Annotated in this window: 16 protein-coding genes and 1 tRNA gene; 9 read left to right on the top strand and 8 right to left on the bottom strand. The window is 70.9% G+C overall.

Annotation, left to right across the window (positions count from 1 at the left end; all coding sequences use genetic code 11):
• Nucleotides 1-20: 20 nt before the first annotated feature.
• On the top strand, nucleotides 21-1,265 hold the full coding sequence (gene fxlM, locus ACFO60_RS16685) for a methyltransferase, FxLD system (RefSeq protein ID WP_380841228.1): 1,245 nt from the start codon (nucleotides 21-23) through the stop codon (nucleotides 1,263-1,265).
• Between the two features lie 31 nt (nucleotides 1,266-1,296).
• Here fxlM and ACFO60_RS16680 read toward each other — a convergent pair whose 3' ends face one another.
• The gene (locus ACFO60_RS16680) at nucleotides 1,297-2,619 is read right to left on the bottom strand and encodes an ABC1 kinase family protein (RefSeq protein WP_380841227.1); all 1,323 of its coding nucleotides are present in this window, start codon (nucleotides 2,617-2,619) and stop codon (nucleotides 1,297-1,299) included.
• On the bottom strand, nucleotides 2,616-3,749 hold the full coding sequence (locus tag ACFO60_RS16675) for a ThiF family adenylyltransferase (protein ID WP_380841225.1): 1,134 nt from the start codon (nucleotides 3,747-3,749) through the stop codon (nucleotides 2,616-2,618). The genes ACFO60_RS16680 and ACFO60_RS16675 overlap by 4 nt, the downstream gene beginning before the upstream one ends.
• Nucleotides 3,750-3,956: 207 nt before the next feature.
• On the opposite strand from ACFO60_RS16675, the gene ACFO60_RS16670 reads away from it, so the two are divergent.
• Both ACFO60_RS16670 and ACFO60_RS16665 read left to right on the top strand, forming a co-directional pair.
• Nucleotides 3,957-4,472 carry a M48 metallopeptidase family protein gene (locus tag ACFO60_RS16670; RefSeq protein WP_380841224.1) on the top strand — a complete coding sequence of 172 codons (516 nt, stop codon included), beginning with the start codon at nucleotides 3,957-3,959 and terminating at the stop codon, nucleotides 4,470-4,472.
• 28 nt (nucleotides 4,473-4,500) lie between these two features.
• Nucleotides 4,501-5,091, top strand: coding sequence for a glycosyltransferase family protein (locus ACFO60_RS16665; RefSeq protein ID WP_380841222.1), 591 nt, complete (start codon nucleotides 4,501-4,503; stop codon nucleotides 5,089-5,091).
• 72 nt (nucleotides 5,092-5,163) lie between these two features.
• Here ACFO60_RS16665 and ACFO60_RS16660 read toward each other — a convergent pair whose 3' ends face one another.
• From ACFO60_RS16660 to ACFO60_RS16650, 3 genes are all read right to left on the bottom strand, one after another.
• On the bottom strand, nucleotides 5,164-6,207 hold the full coding sequence (locus ACFO60_RS16660) for an endonuclease/exonuclease/phosphatase family protein (protein WP_380841220.1): 1,044 nt from the start codon (nucleotides 6,205-6,207) through the stop codon (nucleotides 5,164-5,166).
• A gap of 76 nt (nucleotides 6,208-6,283) precedes the next feature.
• Complete coding sequence (locus ACFO60_RS16655; protein WP_380841218.1) at nucleotides 6,284-6,847, bottom strand: NUDIX hydrolase; 564 nt, start codon at nucleotides 6,845-6,847, stop codon at nucleotides 6,284-6,286.
• Nucleotides 6,844-8,154, bottom strand: coding sequence for a zinc-dependent metalloprotease (locus ACFO60_RS16650; RefSeq protein WP_380841217.1), 1,311 nt, complete (start codon nucleotides 8,152-8,154; stop codon nucleotides 6,844-6,846). Before ACFO60_RS16650 ends, ACFO60_RS16655 begins: the two co-directional genes overlap by 4 nt.
• 64 nt (nucleotides 8,155-8,218) lie before the next feature.
• Here ACFO60_RS16650 and ACFO60_RS16645 point away from each other — a divergent pair, with 64 nt between their 5' ends.
• The 5 genes from ACFO60_RS16645 (at nucleotide 8,219) to ACFO60_RS16625 (ending at nucleotide 14,510) form a co-directional block, all read left to right on the top strand.
• Nucleotides 8,219-9,307: an NAD-dependent epimerase/dehydratase family protein gene (locus tag ACFO60_RS16645; RefSeq protein ID WP_380841216.1), complete on the top strand. Its 1,089-nt coding sequence runs from the start codon at nucleotides 8,219-8,221 to the stop codon at nucleotides 9,305-9,307.
• Between the two features lie 169 nt (nucleotides 9,308-9,476).
• Nucleotides 9,477-9,902 (top strand): molybdenum cofactor biosynthesis protein MoaE, encoded by a 426-nt coding sequence (locus ACFO60_RS16640; RefSeq protein ID WP_380841214.1) that lies wholly within the window; start codon nucleotides 9,477-9,479, stop codon nucleotides 9,900-9,902.
• 167 nt (nucleotides 9,903-10,069) lie between these two features.
• Nucleotides 10,070-11,116: a YlbL family protein gene (locus ACFO60_RS16635; RefSeq protein ID WP_380841213.1), complete on the top strand. Its 1,047-nt coding sequence runs from the start codon at nucleotides 10,070-10,072 to the stop codon at nucleotides 11,114-11,116.
• Nucleotides 11,117-11,420: 304 nt separating this feature from the next.
• Nucleotides 11,421-14,330: a UPF0182 family membrane protein gene (locus tag ACFO60_RS16630; protein ID WP_380841211.1), complete on the top strand. Its 2,910-nt coding sequence runs from the start codon at nucleotides 11,421-11,423 to the stop codon at nucleotides 14,328-14,330.
• Between the two features lie 103 nt (nucleotides 14,331-14,433).
• Nucleotides 14,434-14,510 (top strand) — tRNA-Met (locus tag ACFO60_RS16625).
• An 80-nt stretch (nucleotides 14,511-14,590) separates the two neighbouring features.
• Here ACFO60_RS16625 and ACFO60_RS16620 read toward each other — a convergent pair.
• A complete protein-coding gene (locus ACFO60_RS16620) occupies nucleotides 14,591-15,514 on the bottom strand; it encodes a UbiA family prenyltransferase (protein WP_380841210.1) in 924 nt (307 codons plus the stop codon).
• A 104-nt stretch (nucleotides 15,515-15,618) separates the two neighbouring features.
• Here ACFO60_RS16620 and ACFO60_RS16615 point away from each other — a divergent pair, with 104 nt between their 5' ends.
• On the top strand, nucleotides 15,619-17,205 hold the full coding sequence (locus ACFO60_RS16615; protein ID WP_380841209.1) for a bifunctional 3'-5' exonuclease/DNA polymerase: 1,587 nt from the start codon (nucleotides 15,619-15,621) through the stop codon (nucleotides 17,203-17,205).
• Between the two features lie 19 nt (nucleotides 17,206-17,224).
• Here ACFO60_RS16615 and ACFO60_RS16610 read toward each other — a convergent pair whose 3' ends face one another.
• Together ACFO60_RS16610 and ACFO60_RS16605 are read right to left on the bottom strand one after the other, a co-directional pair.
• Nucleotides 17,225-17,416, bottom strand: coding sequence for a hypothetical protein (locus ACFO60_RS16610; protein WP_380841208.1), 192 nt, complete (start codon nucleotides 17,414-17,416; stop codon nucleotides 17,225-17,227).
• A 92-nt stretch (nucleotides 17,417-17,508) separates the two neighbouring features.
• Nucleotides 17,509-17,910 (bottom strand): hypothetical protein, encoded by a 402-nt coding sequence (locus tag ACFO60_RS16605; RefSeq protein WP_380841207.1) that lies wholly within the window; start codon nucleotides 17,908-17,910, stop codon nucleotides 17,509-17,511.
• Nucleotides 17,911-18,528 lie beyond the last annotated feature (618 nt).

Below are 18,528 nucleotides of genomic sequence, written 5' to 3'. Positions count from 1 at the left end.
TCGAGCGGAGGGAGAAGGCCATGGCCGACCCGGAGGCGTACGGCGCGGACGGCGCCGGGCCGGCAGATCTGCGGCGCAGGCTCGTCGCCCAGGTGCGCGAGCGCGGCGGAGCGGTCTTCGAGCCGGTGGCCGCGGCGCTGAGAGCCGTGCCGCGGCACCTGTTCGTCCCCGGCACGCCGCGCGAGGCCGCCTACGGCGACCAGCCGATCGTCACCAAACGGGACGCCGACGGCCGGCCGGTCAGCTCCTCCTCCCAGCCGACCATCATGGCGATCATGCTGGACCAGCTCGGCATCGAGCCCGGCCACCGGGTGCTGGAGATCGGGGCGGGCACCGGCTACAACGCGGCGCTGATGGCGCACATCGCCGGTCCCGGCGGTGAGGTGGTGAGCGTCGACATCGACCAGGACGTGGCCGACGCCGCGCGGGCGCACCTGGCGGCGGCGGGCCATCCCGGCGTGCGGGTGGTGTGCGCGGACGGGGCGGAGGGCTTCCCCGCGCGGGCGCCGTACGACCGGATCATCGCCACGGTCGGCGTGTGGGACCTCGAACCGGCCTGGCCGGCGCAACTGGCCCCGGGCGGGCGCATCGTCGTCCCCCTCGACCTGCGCGGCGTCCAGGTTTCCGTGGCCCTGGAACGCGCGGACGGGCACTGGGCCAGCCGGTCGATCAGGCCCTGCGGGTTCATGCGCATGCGAGGCGTGGCCGCCGGCCCCGGACGGACGTACCTGCTGGACCGGGACTCCCAGCTCGTCCTCGAATCTCCGGCCGGGCGCGACATCGACGCCGCCGCGGTGCCGGCGGCTCTGGCCGGACCCGCCTTCGAGCGCGACACCGGCGTGACGGCGGACGCGGCGGAGGTCTTCGCCGGGCTCAACCTGTGGCTGGCGATCCATGAGCCGCGCTGGTGCTCGCTGTCCGACGCCGGCACCTCCGGCCTTCTCCACCAGGCGCCGCTGTCCTTACAGGGATACGCCCTCACCTACGGCGTCGCCGGCGAGGACGGCATCGCCCTGCTGCGGCGAGGCGAGGGCGCCGGCACGTCGTTCGCCCTGGTCGCGGGCGGCTACGGGCCCGGTGGCGCCGCGGCCGCCGACGATCTCGCCGCGCACGTCCGGCGATGGGCGGCCGCCGGGCGCCCCGAGACCGGTGCCCTCCACCTGGCCGTCCACCCCAGGACCACGCCCGATCCGGCCCTGGACGGCGAGACGGTGATCGACAAGACGCACACCAGGCTGGCCCTGTCGTGGCCCGGCGTCCCGTAGCGCCGTCGCCGCGGGCGGCGGGGCCGGCCGGTCAGGTGGCGGGACGTTCGTCGTCGGCGAAGCCGGGGACCCAGCGGACCACCTCGTCGCGGAACCGGGCGGTGGTGCCGAGCTGGCACAGCACGCCGATGCCCGCCGCGTGGACCCGGTTGATCAGCACGTACGACGGGGGCAGGTTGAGCTGGCGCACCACGTTGGTCGGCCGCAGGTCGGTGACCGCCGCGAACTGCCGCTGCAGCCACTCGCGGCTGAAGGTGAACTCCTCCACCTGGGTCGGCTCGACGTAGGGGGCGAGGAAGGCCCGCAGCGCCTCGATGTCGACCTCGATGTGCGGGCGGATGAACCCCTCGTCGCGCAACCCCTGGACGACGGTCGTCATGTCGCCCTTGTTGAAGATGCGGGTCAGCGTGCCGAAGACCTCGGGGTACCCGTCGGGCAAGCGGTTCACCGCGCCGAAGTCGAGCACGCCCAGCCGTCCGTCCGGCAGGACGCGGAAGTTGCCGGGATGCGGATCGGCGTGCAGCATGCCCGCGCGGGCGGGGGAGCTGAACAGGAACCGCACGAACAGCAGCCCGGCGCGGTCGCGCTGCTCTTTGGTGCCACTGGTGATGATCTTCGACAGCGGCGTGCCGTCCATCCACTCGGTCACGATGATCTGCTCGTTCGCGGCGACGACGTCCGGCACGCGGAAGTCGGGATCGTCGTGGTAGGCGGTGGCGAACCCGTGCTGGGCCTCCGCCTCGCGCAGGTAGTCGAGCTCTTCGGTCACCCGCTCTTTCAGCTCGCCCAGCACCGCCTTGATGTCCAGCCCGGGGAGCAGCACCCCGAAGAGCTTGCCGAGCCGGGCGAGCTGGTTGAAGTCGGACAGCAGGGCCTTGCCCGCACCCGGATACTGGATCTTGACGGCGACCTCGCGGCCGTCCTGCCAGACGGCCTTGTGCACCTGGCCGATCGAGGCCGCCGCCGTGGGCGCGTCGTCGAAGCTCAGGAAGTGCTCGCGCCAGCCGTCGCCGAGCTGCTCGGCGAGAACGGCGTGCACCGTCGAGGCCGGCAGGGGCGGCGCGGCGTCCTGGAGCTTGGTGAGCGTCGCGCGGTACGGCCCGGCGATCTCGGGCGGCAGCGCCGCCTCGAAGATCGACAGGGCCTGGCCGAGCTTCATGGCCCCGCCCTTCAGCTCGCCCAGAACACGGAAGATCTGCTCGGAGGTGCGTTGCTGGATCTCTTGCGCCACCATCTCGGCGGACTTCCCACCGATGCGCTTGCCCAGCCCAAGCGCGGTTCGGCCGGCGAACCCCAAAGGGAGCGTCGCCAGCTTGGCGGACCGCGTCACGGCATGTTGGGGGAAGTCGCTCACGCGACCATTGTTAGCGGACCGAAGTGGTTTCGACTACAACGACATAGCGGATGAGCTTCCCAGGACCGTTTTTTCCAACGCCAATCAGGCATTACGTCAACTGTGCTGTTCGTCACAGTGGGCGTCAGACCGTCGACACAACCCAGCGCGTGACCCGCCGCGTGCGCCGCGACCAGCGTTGACAGCACCGTGTCACACGCGATCTCACCCGCGGGAAACCCGCCGAGACGAGCCCCGATCATCGGCCATGACGGGTCGCGGTCACGCCGGATCAACTCAAGGCAGCGCAGGCATGAGGTGACCCCGGGGATCACGAGCGGGCCGACCGAGCCGACGCCCTCGCCCGCGGTCGCCAGCAGGTGCGGGATGCCGAGCGTCACCAGCTCTTGGGCCGCCACCCCGTCCAGCGGGCCCACCGGGGCCAGGACCACCAGATCGGGACGCCGGGCGCCGTCGGCGAGGTGGGAGGCGGTGGTGCCGGTCCAGGCGTTGACGCCCGGCGCCACCCGCCGGGCCGCGGCCACCGCGCCGTCCTCTCTGCGGCGCCCGGCGTCGGCGAACGACAGCCCGCCCGGCACGACGTCCTCGGGCCGGGCCGTGGCGGGGTCGACCACGCACAGATGGCCGACGCCCGAGGCGGCGAGGAGCACGGCGACCTGGGCGCCGACCCGGCCCGCCCCGTAGACCCTGACGTGCGCCGCGCGGCGGCGTTCGAGGGCGGAGAGCCCGCCGTCGCCGGCGTCCGCGCCCGACAGGGAGAGCGCGTCGAGGTCGGGCCCGAGCCGGTCGCGCTCGCCGGGGGTCAGGCCGCGTAACGGGGCGGGGCGCGCGGCGGCGTCGTCGAGCACGCCGTGCTCGGCCAGCAGCCCCACGAGCTGCCGGATCGTGGTCTCGTCGAGGTCGGCGCGGGCGATCAGCTCGTCGAGCGTGCGCGTGCCGTCGAGGCCTTCGACGAACCGGCGCACGCCAGGGTCGAGATCGGTGAGCACCACCGCACGCAGCGGATGGACGCCCAGCTGGAGGGTGTGGTCATCGCGGTGCAGCAGGCGCAGGGCCGGCTTCAGCCGCGGCCGGACCGGGGCCCGCCGGGGCCCGCGTCCGCGAGGTGGGACACTGGAAGTGAAGGTCACGAGCGCGCAGCCTGGCACGAACGCCACCCCGTCCGGCGGCTCTTGTCCCCACCTGTGGATAACTTTCGCGCGCTTCACGGCGATCGTGACAGCATGTGGGACGGATGAGGGGCCTGTGTTGCCTGAACAATGGACGAACGCGGATTGACCAGCGAAAACGTCGTACACCCCCTGTGGAAAGACGGCCCTGTCGGCTACCGTGCATATGTGCCCCCCGAGACAGTCGAGGTCCGCCGGAGTGCACGCCGCCGGCGGACCGTATCCGCATATCGCGATGGCGACAAGACCATCGTGTTGTTGCCTGCCGGTCTGAGCAGGACAGATGAAGAGCAATGGGTCCGGCGGATGCTCGATCGGCTCGCGGCCAAAGAGCAACGCCGCCGTCCGAGCGACGACGACCTGCTTGAGCGGGCGCGAGACCTCGCCGTCCGCTATCTGGACGGGAACGCCGTGCCGTCGAGCGTGCGATGGGCCGAGAACCAGCGGCATCGCTGGGGGTCGTGCACTCCCGACCACGGCACCATCCGGCTCTCGACGCGCCTGCGCGGCATGCCGGCCTGGGTCGTCGACTACGTGATCATGCACGAGCTGGCCCACCTGCTGGTGCCCAGCCACGGTCCCCGCTTCTGGTCCCTCGTCGAGCGCTATCCCCGGGCCGAGCGGGCACGCGGCTTCCTGGAGGGGTACTCCATGGCCGCGAACGGGACGGTGGAGGAATGCTGAGCCCCGGCACGGCCCCTCGGGGCGAGCGGTGAGGCAGGCGGCGGTCCTGGTCACACCCGCCATGGGCAAGGGCGCGCCCCCTGGCGTGGACCCCGGCGAGTTCCTGCTCGCCCTGGCCGAGGACACCTACGAGATCGTGGCCGGGCTCGACCTGGTGGAGCCGGTCATCCTGGCCGCCGGCGTGGACGGGCTGGACGACCTCGCCTGGCCGGGCACGCGGGTGATCCCGCTGCCCGACTCCGGCGGCATCGCCGACGCGTTCGCCGCGCTCGCGCCGTACGGCGAGGAGGCCGTGGTGATCAGCGGCGACGCCCCCGACCTGCCCCCGTTGCTGATCGGCAAGCTGTTCCGCGAGCTCGGCCGCGCCCCCGTCGCGGTCTGCCCCGCGGAGGGCGGCGGCGCGGTGGCGATGGCCGCCCGGCTGCCGTTCCCGTCCTGGGCCGCCGCCGGTTTGGACGACGAGGACGTGGTCGCGCGGCTGCGCGGGCAGGCGCCGGGCCCGCGCATGGTCGCCACCGGCCCCGGGTGGCACCGCCTGCGCGTCCCCGCCGACATCGCCCGGCTGGACCCCGGACTGGAGGGCTGGGACACCACCCGCGCCCTGCTCACCGGCCGCTGACCGGGGGGCGCCCTGACGGCGTTCTCGCAGCGCGATCTGGTCGAGCGGGAGCGGGACGCCGGGGCGATGGCGTCAGCGGGCGGCCGGGAGGGACAGCTCGGTGACGACGGTCCTGTGGTCGGTGCGCGGGACGGTGTACACGTGGTAGCCGAGCACCGAGACGCGCCGGTCGGCCAGCACGTGATCGATCGTGATCAACGGTGGCAGCTTCTTGTTGGCCGGCCAGGTCGGCGTCAGGCCGCCGCCGACGGTGTCGCCCGCGTCGCGGTATCCCCGTGCGACCAGGTCGCGCATCTCGGCGTGGTCGAGGCTCGCGTTGAAGTCGCCGGCCAGGATGCGGAACGGCCCCGAGGAAGGCCCCGGCGGCAGCGCCCGCAGCCCTTCGGTCCACTGGGTGACCTGGCGGCCCAGCGGCGGCAAGGTGTGCACGTCGACGATCTCGACCTGCGCGCCGCCGGCGAGAGTGATCTTGACGGCCGGCATGTTGTGCCCGATCACCTGGAACAGCCCGTCGAGGCGGGTGATCGGGTGGCTTGAGAAGATGCCGCTGCCCGCCGCGCTCCACTCGTCCTGGAGGTAGCGGTAGGGCATCAGTTCCTTCAGCCCGGCCGCGTCCAGATCCTCCACGGCCGCGGGGGTGAGCTCCTGGGTGTTCAGCACGTCGGGCCGGTGCCGGCGCACCAGATCGACGACGGTCCGCGCGTCGCCGCGTCCGAAGAAGAGGTTCGACGTCATCACCGTGAACGGCACCCCCGACGCCGCCTGGGCTGTCGGCGCGTCCCCGAAGGCGCGGGGCAGCACGGTGGCCCCGAGCACCGCCGTCGCCGCCAGCGCCACCGCCGTCACGGCCTTCTTGCGCGACAGGACCGACAGCAGCACCGGGAGCAGCGACCCTGCCGCGGCGTACGGAGTCGCCGTCATGATCTGCGCCGGGAACGATCCACGCTCGAGGCCCCCGAGCCGCCACACGGCCCAGGCGGCGAACGGCGTCACCGCGAGCCAGGCGATCTTCCCCGGCACGCGGAGGCGCCGGGACGGAGTCACGATCACGCCCCCCACCGGTGTCTCGGTCGTGATGTTCACCCAGTCCCCCGGCATGCTTCGGCAGTACGCCATGAGCCTATCCAGCGCACGTATGAATCGCGTGAAGAAGCAGGGCGAGAGGCCCGACGCCACGAAAAAAGGAGAATTTTCAAGCAGGCTGTTGCGGGTTCGCGTCCGTCAGCAGCGCACGGGCGCGGCGGGCGAGCCGGCGAGTGGCCTCGTCCGTCGGCTCGGGAATGTCCTCCACGGGCACCCAGCGAAGCTCCAGAGACTCATCGCTGATCACGTACTCGGCCCCCGGCGGAGCCACCGCGCCGTACTCGACGTCCAGGTGCCAGCTGTGCGGCGGATGGCACCAGACCCGGTGCCGGTCGAGCGCGAGCGGGCCGGGCAGCAGCCGGAGGCCCGCGATGCCGGACTCCTCGGTGGCCTCACGCAGCGCGGCGTCCTCCAGCGACAGGTCGTCCGGCTCGCAGTGCCCGCCCATGGGCAGCCACATGCGGGCCTTCGGGTGCAAGGTGAGCAGCACCTTGCACCCGTCGTGCGAGAGCACCGCTGTGGTGGCCGTGAGGTGCCCCGGCGCGCACGAACGCCACATGGCGTCGTCGTGCAGGCCCAGGTGCCGCAGGAACTCCTCGCGGAGCGACTCCTCATCGGCGGTGGGCGCGATCCACCCGGACAGCGCGGCCCGCGCCTGGTCGTGAAGCGTCATCCCTCGCCGGGCCCCTTGGACCCGCTCTCGGGACCGCCCGCGTCGCCGGGCTCGTCCCCGGAGAGTTTCTCGTCGTCGAACGCGGACAGGTCGAGTTTGGTCTCGCCCTGCACGAACGCCTCGGGGTCGTCCAGATCGGTCGCGGTCGGCATGAGGTCAGGGTGGGACCAGACCGCGTCACGCCCGTCGACGCCGCGCGCGGCGGCCAGCGCCTGCCACAGCGCCGCGGCCTCGCGAAGCCTGCGCGGGCGCAGCTCCAGCCCGACGAGCGTGGCGAACGTGCGCTCCGCCGGCCCCCCGGTCGCGCGGCGGCGGCGCATGGTCTCGGACAGGGCGGCGGCCGAGGGCAGCTTGCCCTCGGCGGCGGCGTCCACCACCGTGCCGACCCAGCCCTCGACCAGGGCGAGGATGGTCTCCAGCCGGGCCAGCGCGGCCTTCTGGCGATCGGTGTCCTCGGGCTTGAGCAGCGCGCCTCCGCTCAGGGCCTCCTGGATCTGCTCGGGGTTGTTGATGTCCAGCCCGCGGATCTGCTCCTCAAGAGCGGAGGTGTCCACGGTGATGCCCTTGGCGTACTCTTCGACGGCGCCGAACAGCTGGGTGCGCAGCCATGGGACGTGCTGGAACAGCCGGTGGTGCGCGGCCTCCCTGAGCGCCAGATAGAGGCGGATCTCCTCGGAGGGGATCTCCAGGCCGTGGCTGAACGCGGCGACCCCGCCCGGCAGCAGCGCCGCGGTGTCAGAGAGCGGCAGCCCGATGTCGGAGGAGCCGATCACCTCTGGGGCCAGCGCGCCCAGGGCCTGGCCGATCTGGCTGCCGACCATCATGCCGCCCATCTGGCGCATCATGCCCATCAGCGGCCCGAGCTGCGCGGCCATCGCCTGCGCGTCGTCGCCGAGCCCCGCCCCGCCCAGAGCGCCGCCCATGGTGTCGACCATGCGCTCGGCGATCGGGTCGCACAGCTTCTTCCAGACCGGGACGGTCTTCTCGATCCACTCGGAGCGGCTCCACGCCTCAGGCGCGGTCAGCCCGCTCGGCAGCTCGGTCACCTCGTTCAGCCACAGATCGGCGAGGCGGAGCGCTTCGACGATCTGCCGGCGCTCCCCTTCCATGACGCTCGGATCGCCCTCGGCGACCACGGCGTGGCGGGCGATGTTCTTCGCCATGTCCCAGTTGACGGGCCCAGAGCCCGCCGGCGCCGAGAGCATGTCGGCGAACTGCCGCATGGCCGCGGCCATCTGCTCCGGATCGCCGAACATCGCGAACGGATTCTCGTTGGGGTCGTTTTCGCGACCTGGCAGGTCAGTCACCGCTCTACCTCGTGCAGGATGGAGGAGTCCACATCCGCCACGTTATCCGTCGCAGGGCGGATCAGTGCAAAGTGAGGACCTCGTGACTACCTCGAAACGCCTCCGGCCACCGGTCGTCGCCGTCACCGGCGCGGCATCGGGACTGGGGAGAGAGTTCCTCTCCCGGGTCGCCTCGTCTGCGGATTTCCGCCGCGTCGTGGCGATCGACGATCAGCGCGGGGACGTTGCCGACGTCACATGGCGGGTGATCGACGTCCGAGATCCGCTCTTGGCGAACCGCATCTCCGACGTCGACGTGCTGGTGCATCTGGCCGCCGACTACCGGCTCGACTCCGACCCCGCCGAGCGCCGCGGATACAACCTGCGGGCCGCCCAGACGGTGCTCACCGCGTCCGCCGCCGCGCGGGTCCGGCGGGTGGTGCTCGTGACCAGCGCCATGGTGTACGGCGCGGTGGCGGACAACCCGGTCCCGCTGCCCGAGGACGCTCCGGTCGCCGCCGAGCCGGACTCCGGCGTCGTGGGCGACCACCTGGAGATCGAGGCGCTCGTGCGCCGTGCCCTGCGCAGCCATCCCGGCCTGGAGGTCACCGTGCTGCGGCCGGCCGCCGTGGTCGGCGTGGGGGTGGACACCGTGGTCACCCGCCACTTCGAGGCCCCGCGCCTGCTGACCGTCAAGGGCTCGGCCCCCCGCTGGCAGTTCTGCCACGTCGAAGACCTCGTCTCGGCGCTGGAACTGGCGGCGCTCGGGCACGTCTCCGGGGTGGTCACCGTGGGCAGCGAGGGATGGCTCGAGATGGAACAGGTCGAGGAACTGTCGGGCCTGCGGCGTTTCGAGCTGCCCGCGGGGCTCACGTTCGGCACGGCCCAGCGCCTGCACCGGCTCGGCATCACCCCCGCCCCCGCGACCGACCTGCACTACGTCGTCTACCCGTGGGTGGTCGACTGCGCCTCGCTCCGCGCCGCCGGATGGAAGCCCGCCTGGACCAACGAGGCGGCGTTCCAGCAGCTCCTTGACCTGCGCGAGGGCCGCCACGCGGTCGTCGGACGCCGCCTGCCCGGCAAGGAGGCCACCCTCACCGCCGCCGGCGCCACCGTCGCCGTCATCGGCACCGCCGCCATAGTCCGAAGAGCCCGCCGCAAACGCCGCATCTAGCTGTGTTTGCTTTTGCCTCGCTTCGCTCGGCGGGCTCGGGGCGCCTTTGAGGCGGCGCCGTTCGTCGTCGTTCACGAGCGCTCGTTCCTCGCACTCGCTCTCTCCTCCTCACGACACCGCCGCGCCCCGAGCGAGAGGGGTTTTGAGAGTGACGCAGTAGGGTTTGGGGGTGGACGCCATTCGACTGCTCGGCATTCGGGACACTCCGCTGTCGGTGGAGGAGGTGCTCGCCGCCGTAGGTGACCAGGCCGCCGGGGGGACGACGTTGTTCGTCGGCACCGTGCGCGATCATGATCATGGCAAGCCGGTGACCTTGTTGTCGTATTCGGCGCATCCGACGGCCGAGGCCGAGCTGCGCCGGGTCGCCGAGAAGGTCGCCGGGGACTTCCCGGTGACGGCGCTGGCGGCGGTGCACCGGGTCGGCGAGCTGAAGCTCGGCGACGCCGCGGTGATCGTCGCGGTGGCCGCCGCGCACCGGGGCGAGGCGTTCGAGGCGTCGCGGCGCCTGATCGACGACCTGAAGAGCGAAGTCCCCATCTGGAAGCATCAGGTCTTCACCGACGGCTCCACCGAATGGGTGGGCGCCGGCGAGTGACCCGCCCGGAGGAAGCCGCCGCGTAGCCGGGAGTCGGGGTGGGGAGATCGGCTCTCAGGGGAGCCGGTGAGCCCTCGGACCTGCCTGGCAGGCAGTGATCGACCTGGATGTCCGGCCGGTGAGTGTCCGCGTAACCGTCACCGTGGTAAGCGCATAGAGTTGCCACCATGTCCCGACGACGTCTGACGTTGATGATGGCGGGCGTCCTCACGCTCGTGCTCGGTGGCGCGGGCGCGCTGCTGCCCGTGCCGTACGTCGCGTTGAGCCCGGGCCCCACCGAGAACACGCTCGGCGACGTCAAGGGCAAGCCGGTCATCAGCATCTCGGGTCACCAGACCTATCCCACCTCCGGCAAGCTCAGCCTGGTCACGGTCGCTTACCAGGGCGGTCCCAACGCCCACATCGACCTGCTCACGGCCCTGCGCGGCTGGGTGGACCCGACGGTCGCCGTCGTCCCCGAAGAGACGCTGTTCCCCAAGACCGTCTCGGTCAAAGAGGTCGAGCAGCAGAACACCCAAGAGATGAGCAGCTCCCAGCAGGACGCCACAGCCGCGGCGCTGACCGAGCTGAAGATCCCCATCGGCTATCTCGTGGGCGTGGCCAGCGCGCAGAAGGGCAAGCCGGCGGACGGCAAGCTGCGCCCGGGCGACGGCATCGCCACGGTCGACGGCGTCACCGTGCGCACCGTCGACGAGGTCGGCGCGGCCGTCAGAAAGCGCAAGCCGGGCGAGGAGGTCCTGTTCGGCATCGTGCGCGACGGCAAGCCGATGGACGTCCGGGTGGGCACGGTCGCGGGCAAGGACGGCCCGATCGTCGGGGTCATGATGGGCGGCACGCGCTACAAGTTCCCCTTCGACGTCAACCTCAACGTCGGCGACGTCGGCGGGCCGAGCGCCGGGCTGATGTTCTCGCTCGGCATCTACGACAAGCTCACCCCCGGCCCGCTCACGGGCGGCAAGTCCATCGCGGGCACCGGCACGATCACGCCCGACGGCAAGGTGGGCCCGATCGGCGGCATCCAGCAGAAGATGGTCGGCGCGCGCAACGCCGGAGCGACGATCTTCCTCACCCCCGCCGACAACTGCGACGACGCCGTTCCCGCCGTGCCGAAGGGGCTGCGCCTGGTGAAGGTCGGCACCATGCACGAGGCCGTTCAGGCGATCGAGACGCTGCGCACGGGGTCCGGCGCCGTGCCGGAATGCCCGGCCCGATGACGAAGCGGCCGGCCCGATGACCACGTGCCGCCGTGACGCGGGGAACCCGCCGCCCGTCCGGGGCGTTGGGTCCCGTGAACACGCGCGTCTCATCCAGCGGCGCCACCTGTTCTCCGAACCTGCCCGAAGGCCGCCCCTCGCAGGGGGCGTCCGCCGGCGATCCGGGCGCAAGTTGTGGCCCGACCGTGCTCAGGGCTCGGAGCGTGACCGCGCCGGCACCGGTGTAGGTTGCCAGACACGGACCGTAACTCGTGAAATCTAGGGGTGGGCCTTGACCTTCCGGAACCCCGGCGCGGGTCGGGCGATGCGATTGCCCCGCCGGCCCCGGCTTCTCGTTCCTGTCGCGATCACGCTGGTCGTGATCGTCATCATCTTCTTCGTGTTCGCGGGGATCTTCACCGACTGGCTGTGGTTCGACTCGGTCGGCTACACGTCGGTGTTCTCGACCATGCTCGTCACCCAGCTGCTGCTGTTCGTCTTCGGCGCGCTGCTGATGGGCGGCATCGTCGGCGGCAACATTCTCATCGCCTTCCGGTCGCGGCCGCTGTTCGGCATCGGCATGTTCGGCGGCTCCGCTCAGGGCGCCGACCGCTACCGCGCCGCGCTCGACCCGCACCGCAAGATGATCTTCATCGTCGGGTTGGCGGTGCTGGGCCTGTTCACCGGCTCCTCCACCGCCGGGCAGTGGAAGACCTGGCTGCTGTTCGTCAACGGGACGCCCTTCGAGAAGGTCGACCCGCTGTTCAAGATGGACATCTCGTTCTTCATGTTCACCTATCCGTTCATCCGGATGGTGCTGAACTTCCTGTTCACCGCGGTCATCATCTCGATCATCGCCGCGGCCATCGTCCACTACCTGTACGGCGGCTTCCGGCTCAACTCGCCGGGCCTGCACGCCACGCGCGCCGCCCGGGTGCACCTGTCGGTGCTGGTCGGCCTGTTCGTGCTGCTGAAGGCCGTCGCATACTGGGTCGACAGGTACGGCCTGGTCTTCTCCGACCGCGGCAAGGTGTTCGGCGCTTCGTACACCGACGTGAACGCCGTGCTGCCCGCCAAGAGCATCCTGGCGATCATCGCGCTCATCTGCGCCGTCCTGTTCTTCGCCGGTGTGGTGCGGCCGGGCGGCATGCTGCCCGGCGTGGGCCTCGGCCTGCTCGTGCTCTCGGCCGTCCTGGTGGGCGGCGTCTACCCGGTGCTGGTCGAGCAGTTCCAGGTCAAGCCGAACCAGCAGAGCAAAGAGCGCACGTTCATCGACGCCAACATCAAGGCCACCCGAGACGCCTACGGCGTCGCCTCGGCCGAGGTGGCGCCCTACAGCGCCAAGACCCAGGGCACCCAGCAGGAGATCCAGAGCGAGGTCTCCACCATCCCGGGCGTCCGCCTGCTCGACCCGACCGTGCTGCCGCCGACCTACGAGCAGCTCCAGCAGATCAAGGGCTACTACCAGTTCCCCGAGCAGCTCGACGTCGACCGGTACACCATCGACGGGGTGTCGCGTGACACGGTCGTCGCGGTGCGCGAGATCGGCAAGGCGCCGGACAGCAACTGGATCAACGACCACCTGGTCTACACGCACGGGTTCGGGTTCGTCGCCAGCCCCGGAAGCAAGACCGACACGCAGGGCAAGCCGGACTTCCTGGTCAAGGACATCCCGCCGACCGGCGGCCTCGGCCAGTTCGAGCCGCGCATCTACTTCGGCGAGCATTCTCCGGACTACTCGATCGTCGGCGGCGCCAACAAGGAGCTCGACTATCCCGAGCAGAGCAACAACGGCAGCGGTCAGGTCAACAACACCTATGCCGGCAAGGGCGGAGTGCCCATCGGCAACTACTTCACCCGCATGCTGTACGCCGCCAAGTACAGCGAGACCAACCTTCTGCTGTCGTCCTCGATCAACGACAAGTCGCGCATCCTGTACAACCGCGACCCGCGTTCGCGGGTGCAGCAGGTCGCTCCCTTCCTCACCCTGGACGGCGACCCGTACCCTGCGATCGTCGACGGGCGCATCCAGTGGATCGTCGACGGCTACACCATGTCGGAGGACTATCCGTACTCCGAGCGGCGCAGCTTCGGCGACATGACACGCGACACCTCCACCGACCGGTTCCTGACGCCGCAGCAGCCGCGCGACCAGATCAACTACATCCGCAACTCGGTCAAGGCGACGGTGGACGCCTACGACGGCACCGTCACCCTGTACAGCTGGGATGACAACGACCCGCTGCTCAAGACCTGGGAGAAGGCCTTCGGCAACGTCATCCAGCCCAAGTCGAAGATCCCGGCGCAGCTGATGGACCACCTGCGCTACCCCGAAGACCTCTTCAAGGTGCAGCGCGACATCCTCGGCCAGTACCACGTGAAGAACGCCGACGCCTTCTACGGCGGCCAGGACTTCTGGAAGGTGCCCGAGGACCCGGCGAGCTCCAAGACCAAGCAGCCGCCGTACTACGTGACGCTGCGGATGCCGAACGAGACCGACCCGCGCTTCTCGCTGACCACCACCATGGTGCCGAACAACCGGGACAACCTGGCGGCGTTCATGGCGGTGGACGCCACGGCCGGCGCGGACGCGAAGATCCGCATCCTGCAACTGCCGAGCGACACGACGATCCCGGGTCCGAAGCAGGCGCAGAACGCCTTCGACACCAAGGCGGCGAGCGTCCTCAACGACCTGCGCATCGGCGGCACCACCGAGACGCTGAACGGCAACCTGCTCACCCTGCCGTTCGGCGGGGGCCTGTTGTACGTCCAGCCGGTGTACGTCCAGCCGAAGGTGCAGAACTCCGCGCGCTACCCGACGCTGTTCCGCGTGCTGGTGTCGTTCGGCAACGACGTCGGCATCGGCAACACGCTCAAGGACGCGCTCGACCAGATCTTCGGGCAGGGCGCGCAGACGCCGGCCAACCCGACGACGCCGGACCAGCCGCAGACGCCCGAGGTGTCGACCGATCTGATGGCCGCCTACAACAACGTCCAGAAGGCGTACGACGACGGCCAGAAGGCGATCAAGGGCGGCGACTTCACGGCCTACGGCGCGGCGCAGAAGCGGCTGGAGGAGGCGCTGAAGCAACTGCACTCCGCGCTGGAGAAGCAGAAGGCCGTCACGCCGTCGGCATCACCGTCGGCGTCGCCATCGGTGACGCCGACGCCCGACCCGTCGGCCGCCGCGGCGGCCAGCCCGTCGCCGACCGCCTCACCGGCGCCGAGCTCGTAGAACGCCGCCCGGGCCGGGATCCGCGAGGTTCCCGGCCCGGGACCGGCGCGCACGACGATTTGCCAGTGCCCTTCGGGGCCGATAGTCTTTCAAAGCAAGCCGACGCGGGGTGGAGCAGCTCGGTAGCTCGCTGGGCTCATAACCCAGAGGTCGTAGGTTCAAATCCTACCCCCGCTACCAAAGAAAGGCCCTGGTCACGTAACCGTGACCAGGGCCTTTCCATGTGTTCCCCGGCCGCGCTCTCAGGCGGCCTCCTTCCCTCACACCAGCCGGCTCCCTTGGGCGACGAACATCGCCACGTCGATCACGGCGACCGCGACGGTCACCGCGAAGGCGGCACGCCGCACGTTCCCGCGCGCGGCGAGCAGGCCGCCGCCGAGAGCGAGCACGACGGCCGACAGTCCCACGATGGTGACCGCTCCGGTGCGCTCCGCCGGGCCGAGGGCGATGACCGCCGACGCGGCCACGAGCAGGACGGCGGCGCCCAGGCGGGCGCCCGTGGGGCCGAGGCGCTGTGGCAGTCCGCGCACGCCGAGCGCGATGTCGTCCGGCAGGTCGGGCACCACGTTCGCGAAGTGGGCGCCCATACCGAGCAGACCCCCGGCCACCAGGGCCCACCAGGAGGGCCAGGGCCGCCCGGGCAGGCCGAGGGTCACGAACGCCGGCAGCAGCCCGAAGGCGACGGCGAAGGGGAGCGGCGAGACCACCGTGGCCTTGAGCCGCAGGTTGTACAGCCACCCGCAGGCCACGGCGGCCAGATGCACGAGCCCGGCGAGGACGCCGTTCGCCAGTGACAACGGCACGCACGCCGCCAGGGCCACGAACGCGGCACCGGCGACCGCACGTGGAGTGAGGCCCCCGCCGGGCCCGTCCGCCCCGCCGGGCCCGCCCGACGCGCCGGGCCGCGGTCTGAGTGAGGCGCCTGACGCGCCCGGCTGTGACGGGCGCGACTCTGACCCGCCGGGCTTGACGGCGAGGGGTTTGTCGGCGCGGCCGATGGCGCGGTCACGCGTCCGGTCGATCCAGTCGTTGCTCCAGCCGATCGACAGCTGACCGCTGAGCACCGCCACGCCGGCGAGCAGGGTGCCGCCGGGCCCCCTGCCGACGCCGGCCGCCAGGGCGGAGCCCACCGCCGTGACGACCACCGTGGGCCCCGGATGGCTGGCCCGGATCAGCGCGAGCATGTGATCTCCCTGCTTCCTCGACGTCCCTCGCCGCTTCCGCGGCGGGAGCGGCGCACTCGAACCTGTGATCGAAGAGCGTCGGCGCCCTCGGATAGTCTGCCGCTATGCGTATCGCGGTGACGGCGGACGCGGACGGCGGCACGCTGCGGCCCTCGGGGGAGCATGCCAGGCGCGTCGATGATCTCGCGCAGGCCGTCCGCGATCTCGAGCACGCCGCGCGCCCCCGGTGGGTCTGGGCCGACACACGCGCCCTCTACCCCGCGTTGATCGCCCAGGGCGTCCGAGTCGCGCGCTGCCACGACCTCACGCTCACCGAGTCGCTGCTGCTCGCCCACGAGGGCAGGTACGGCGAGCCCAGGTCCGCGCGGGCGGCCCACGCGCGCCTGCGCGGCCTGCCGGTGCCCGCCGACGGGGCAGGCCCGCACGCCGTCCAGGACACGCTCTTCGAGCCCGAGCCGGCCGAGATCGACGTGACCGAGGTGTGCGCCGACCAACTGCGACGCATCGAGGCGGCCGAGCATCCCGGCCGCTTCCGGCTGCTCGTCGCCGCCGAGTCCGCCGGGGCGCTGATCGCCGCCGAGATGAGCCACGACGGCATGCCCTGGCGTGAAGACCTGCACGACGCGCTGCTGAGCGAGCTGCTCGGCCCGAGACCCGTGCACGGCATGCGCCCGGCGAAACTCCAGGCCCTCGCCGACCAGGTGAGCGCGGCGTTCGGGCAGACGGTGAACCCCGATTCTCCGCAGCAGATCGTCAAGGCCTTCAAGTCGGCCGGTCTCGCCGTCGCCTCGACCAGGTCACATGTGCTCAAGCAGGTCGAGCATCCCGCGGTCGCGCCGCTGCTCGCCTACAAGGAGCTCGCCCGGCTGCACAGCTTCCACGGCTGGACCTGGGCCCACCAATGGGTCCGCGGCCACCGGTTCCACCCCGAGTACGTCGTGGGAGGCGTGGTGTCGGGGCGCTGGGCGACCAGCGGCGGCGGTGCGTTGCAGATCCCCAAGGTGATGCGCCGCGTGGTGGTCGCCGACGAGGGGTGGCGGCTGGTCGTGGCCGACGCCGCGCAGCTTGAGCCGAGGGTGCTGGCGGCGATGGCCGGTGACCGGGGTCTCGCCCGCGCGGCGGGCGAGATCGACCTGTACGCGGCCCTGGCGCAGGCGTTCGGCGGTGCGCGGGACAACGCCAAGATCGCCATGCTCTCGGCGATGTACGGCGGCACCAGCGGCGACGCCTCGAAGCTTCTGGCGATCATGCGACAGAGGTTCCCGCTGGCCTACGCCTTCGTCGAGGAGGCCGCCAAGGCCGGCGAGGACGGCCACCTGGTGCGTTCCTGGCTCGGGCGCACCTCCCCGCCGCCGTCGGCGCATTGGCTGAGCCTGGTCGCGGGGCCCGAGGGTGGCCGCGCGGCCCGCGACCGCGGGCGCTTCACCCGCAACTTCGTGGTGCAGGCGACGGCGGCCGAGTGGGCGCTCGTGCTGATGGCACTGCTGCGCGGGCTGCTGCCCGCACCCGCCAGGCTCGTGTTCTTCCAGCATGACGAGGTGATGGTCCACTGTCCCGAAGACCTGGTGGAGGAGGTCTCGGCGGCGGTCGGCCGGGCGGCGGCGGAGGCCACACGGCTGCTCTTCGGCGAGACTCCCGTGCGCATCCCCATGGAGGCCGTCGCGGTGTCCTGCTACGCCGACGCCAAATAGCCCGCCGTCGGTCAACGGCTCACGCCGTCGCTCTGATCAGCGACATCGACTTCCTGGCCGCCCAGCCGATCAGGCAGGCGCTGAAGGCGATCTGGACGGCGCGCAGCCACCCGGGCGTGGTCGTGGCGGCGAACACCACCACGCCCAGCCAGAGCATGCCGAACAGCGCTACCAAGGTGACAGCCGCCCAGTTCAGTCCCCGCGTCCACATGGGGGGAAGTCTTCCAGGGCCACTCTCATGTCATGGCAAAGCCAGTCATCTCGACACGTGAGCTTGCTGTGTCGGTATCGCCACATTGTTGATCAGCGAGGCAGCCTGCGGGCGGCGCCCGCGCACCGGCGCATCCGGGCGCTCGGGCGGGGACGGCTCGCCGGCCGCTGTTCGAGCTGGGCGAGCAAAGCCTCCGCGGCGCGGATGTCCGACAGGATGCGCAGCACCTCTTCCTCGCCGGTGGGCAGCTGTCCCTTCTTGCTCAACTCATGTCGCAGAAATGTCAGCGGGTCGGGGTCCCCGATCGCGTCCGCGGCGACGGTCGCGCGGGCGGCCGTCAGCAGGCCAAGGTAGTGGGCGCGAAGGGTCGCTTCGCGCAGTCGCGCCTGCTCCAAGTCGTCGAGCAGGGTGCCGGCGATCTGCAGGAGATCGTCAGAGCCGCCCTCCTCGGCCGCGATGTGAGCACGGATGTCGTCGAACTCCGACCGCGTCATGATGACCACCTCCACGGGCGGGGATCCGGGCGCCAGGGTGGCGCCAGCGGAGTCCCGCACCCTCTTCGTAACGTCTGGCGATTGCGGATGACTTGCCGACGGGTTGCCCCGGCGCGAATCGCTCGCTGTTTGGGATGGCTGAGAGGCGGGAAAGGTTTACCGACTACGGAAGTGGCCTCAGGCACTCCTGGGATGCTGCTAGAGTTTCCCCTCGTTGGGCGGTGATCAGGGCCCCGGGAGATCCAAAAAATCTTACGGTTGCCAGGCTGCCCGCAAACCCCGCTCTCTGCCCGGTTCCTCCCGGTTGATGCACTGATGTGGCATCTGTCCGGTTGGTCTGGTAAGTTAGAGGGGTTGCCCTGGAGACAGGGCATCGAATTTTAGCAGTTTTAAGCGGTTGACAGCAGATCGGTTGATTTGCGGAGATCGTCCGAAACTGGTAAAGTTTGAAACACGAGATGAACGCCCCGGACCGGGGTCGGGCTCCTGGTGGGTCTGGTTTCCGGCTGGTGTACGCGTCCGTTTCTTGAGAACTCAACAGTGTGTTAAAAGCCAGTGCATGAATATGCATTACTCCCGTCTTCCGCACTCTTCGCGGGTGTGGGGATGGTTTTCCTT

The organism is Sphaerisporangium dianthi (assembly GCF_042654065.1).
Taxonomy (GTDB): domain Bacteria; phylum Actinomycetota; class Actinomycetes; order Streptosporangiales; family Streptosporangiaceae; genus Sphaerisporangium; species Sphaerisporangium dianthi.
The sequence above is the reverse complement of the archived record's forward strand: the minus strand, read 5'-3'. Positions and strand labels throughout refer to the sequence as shown.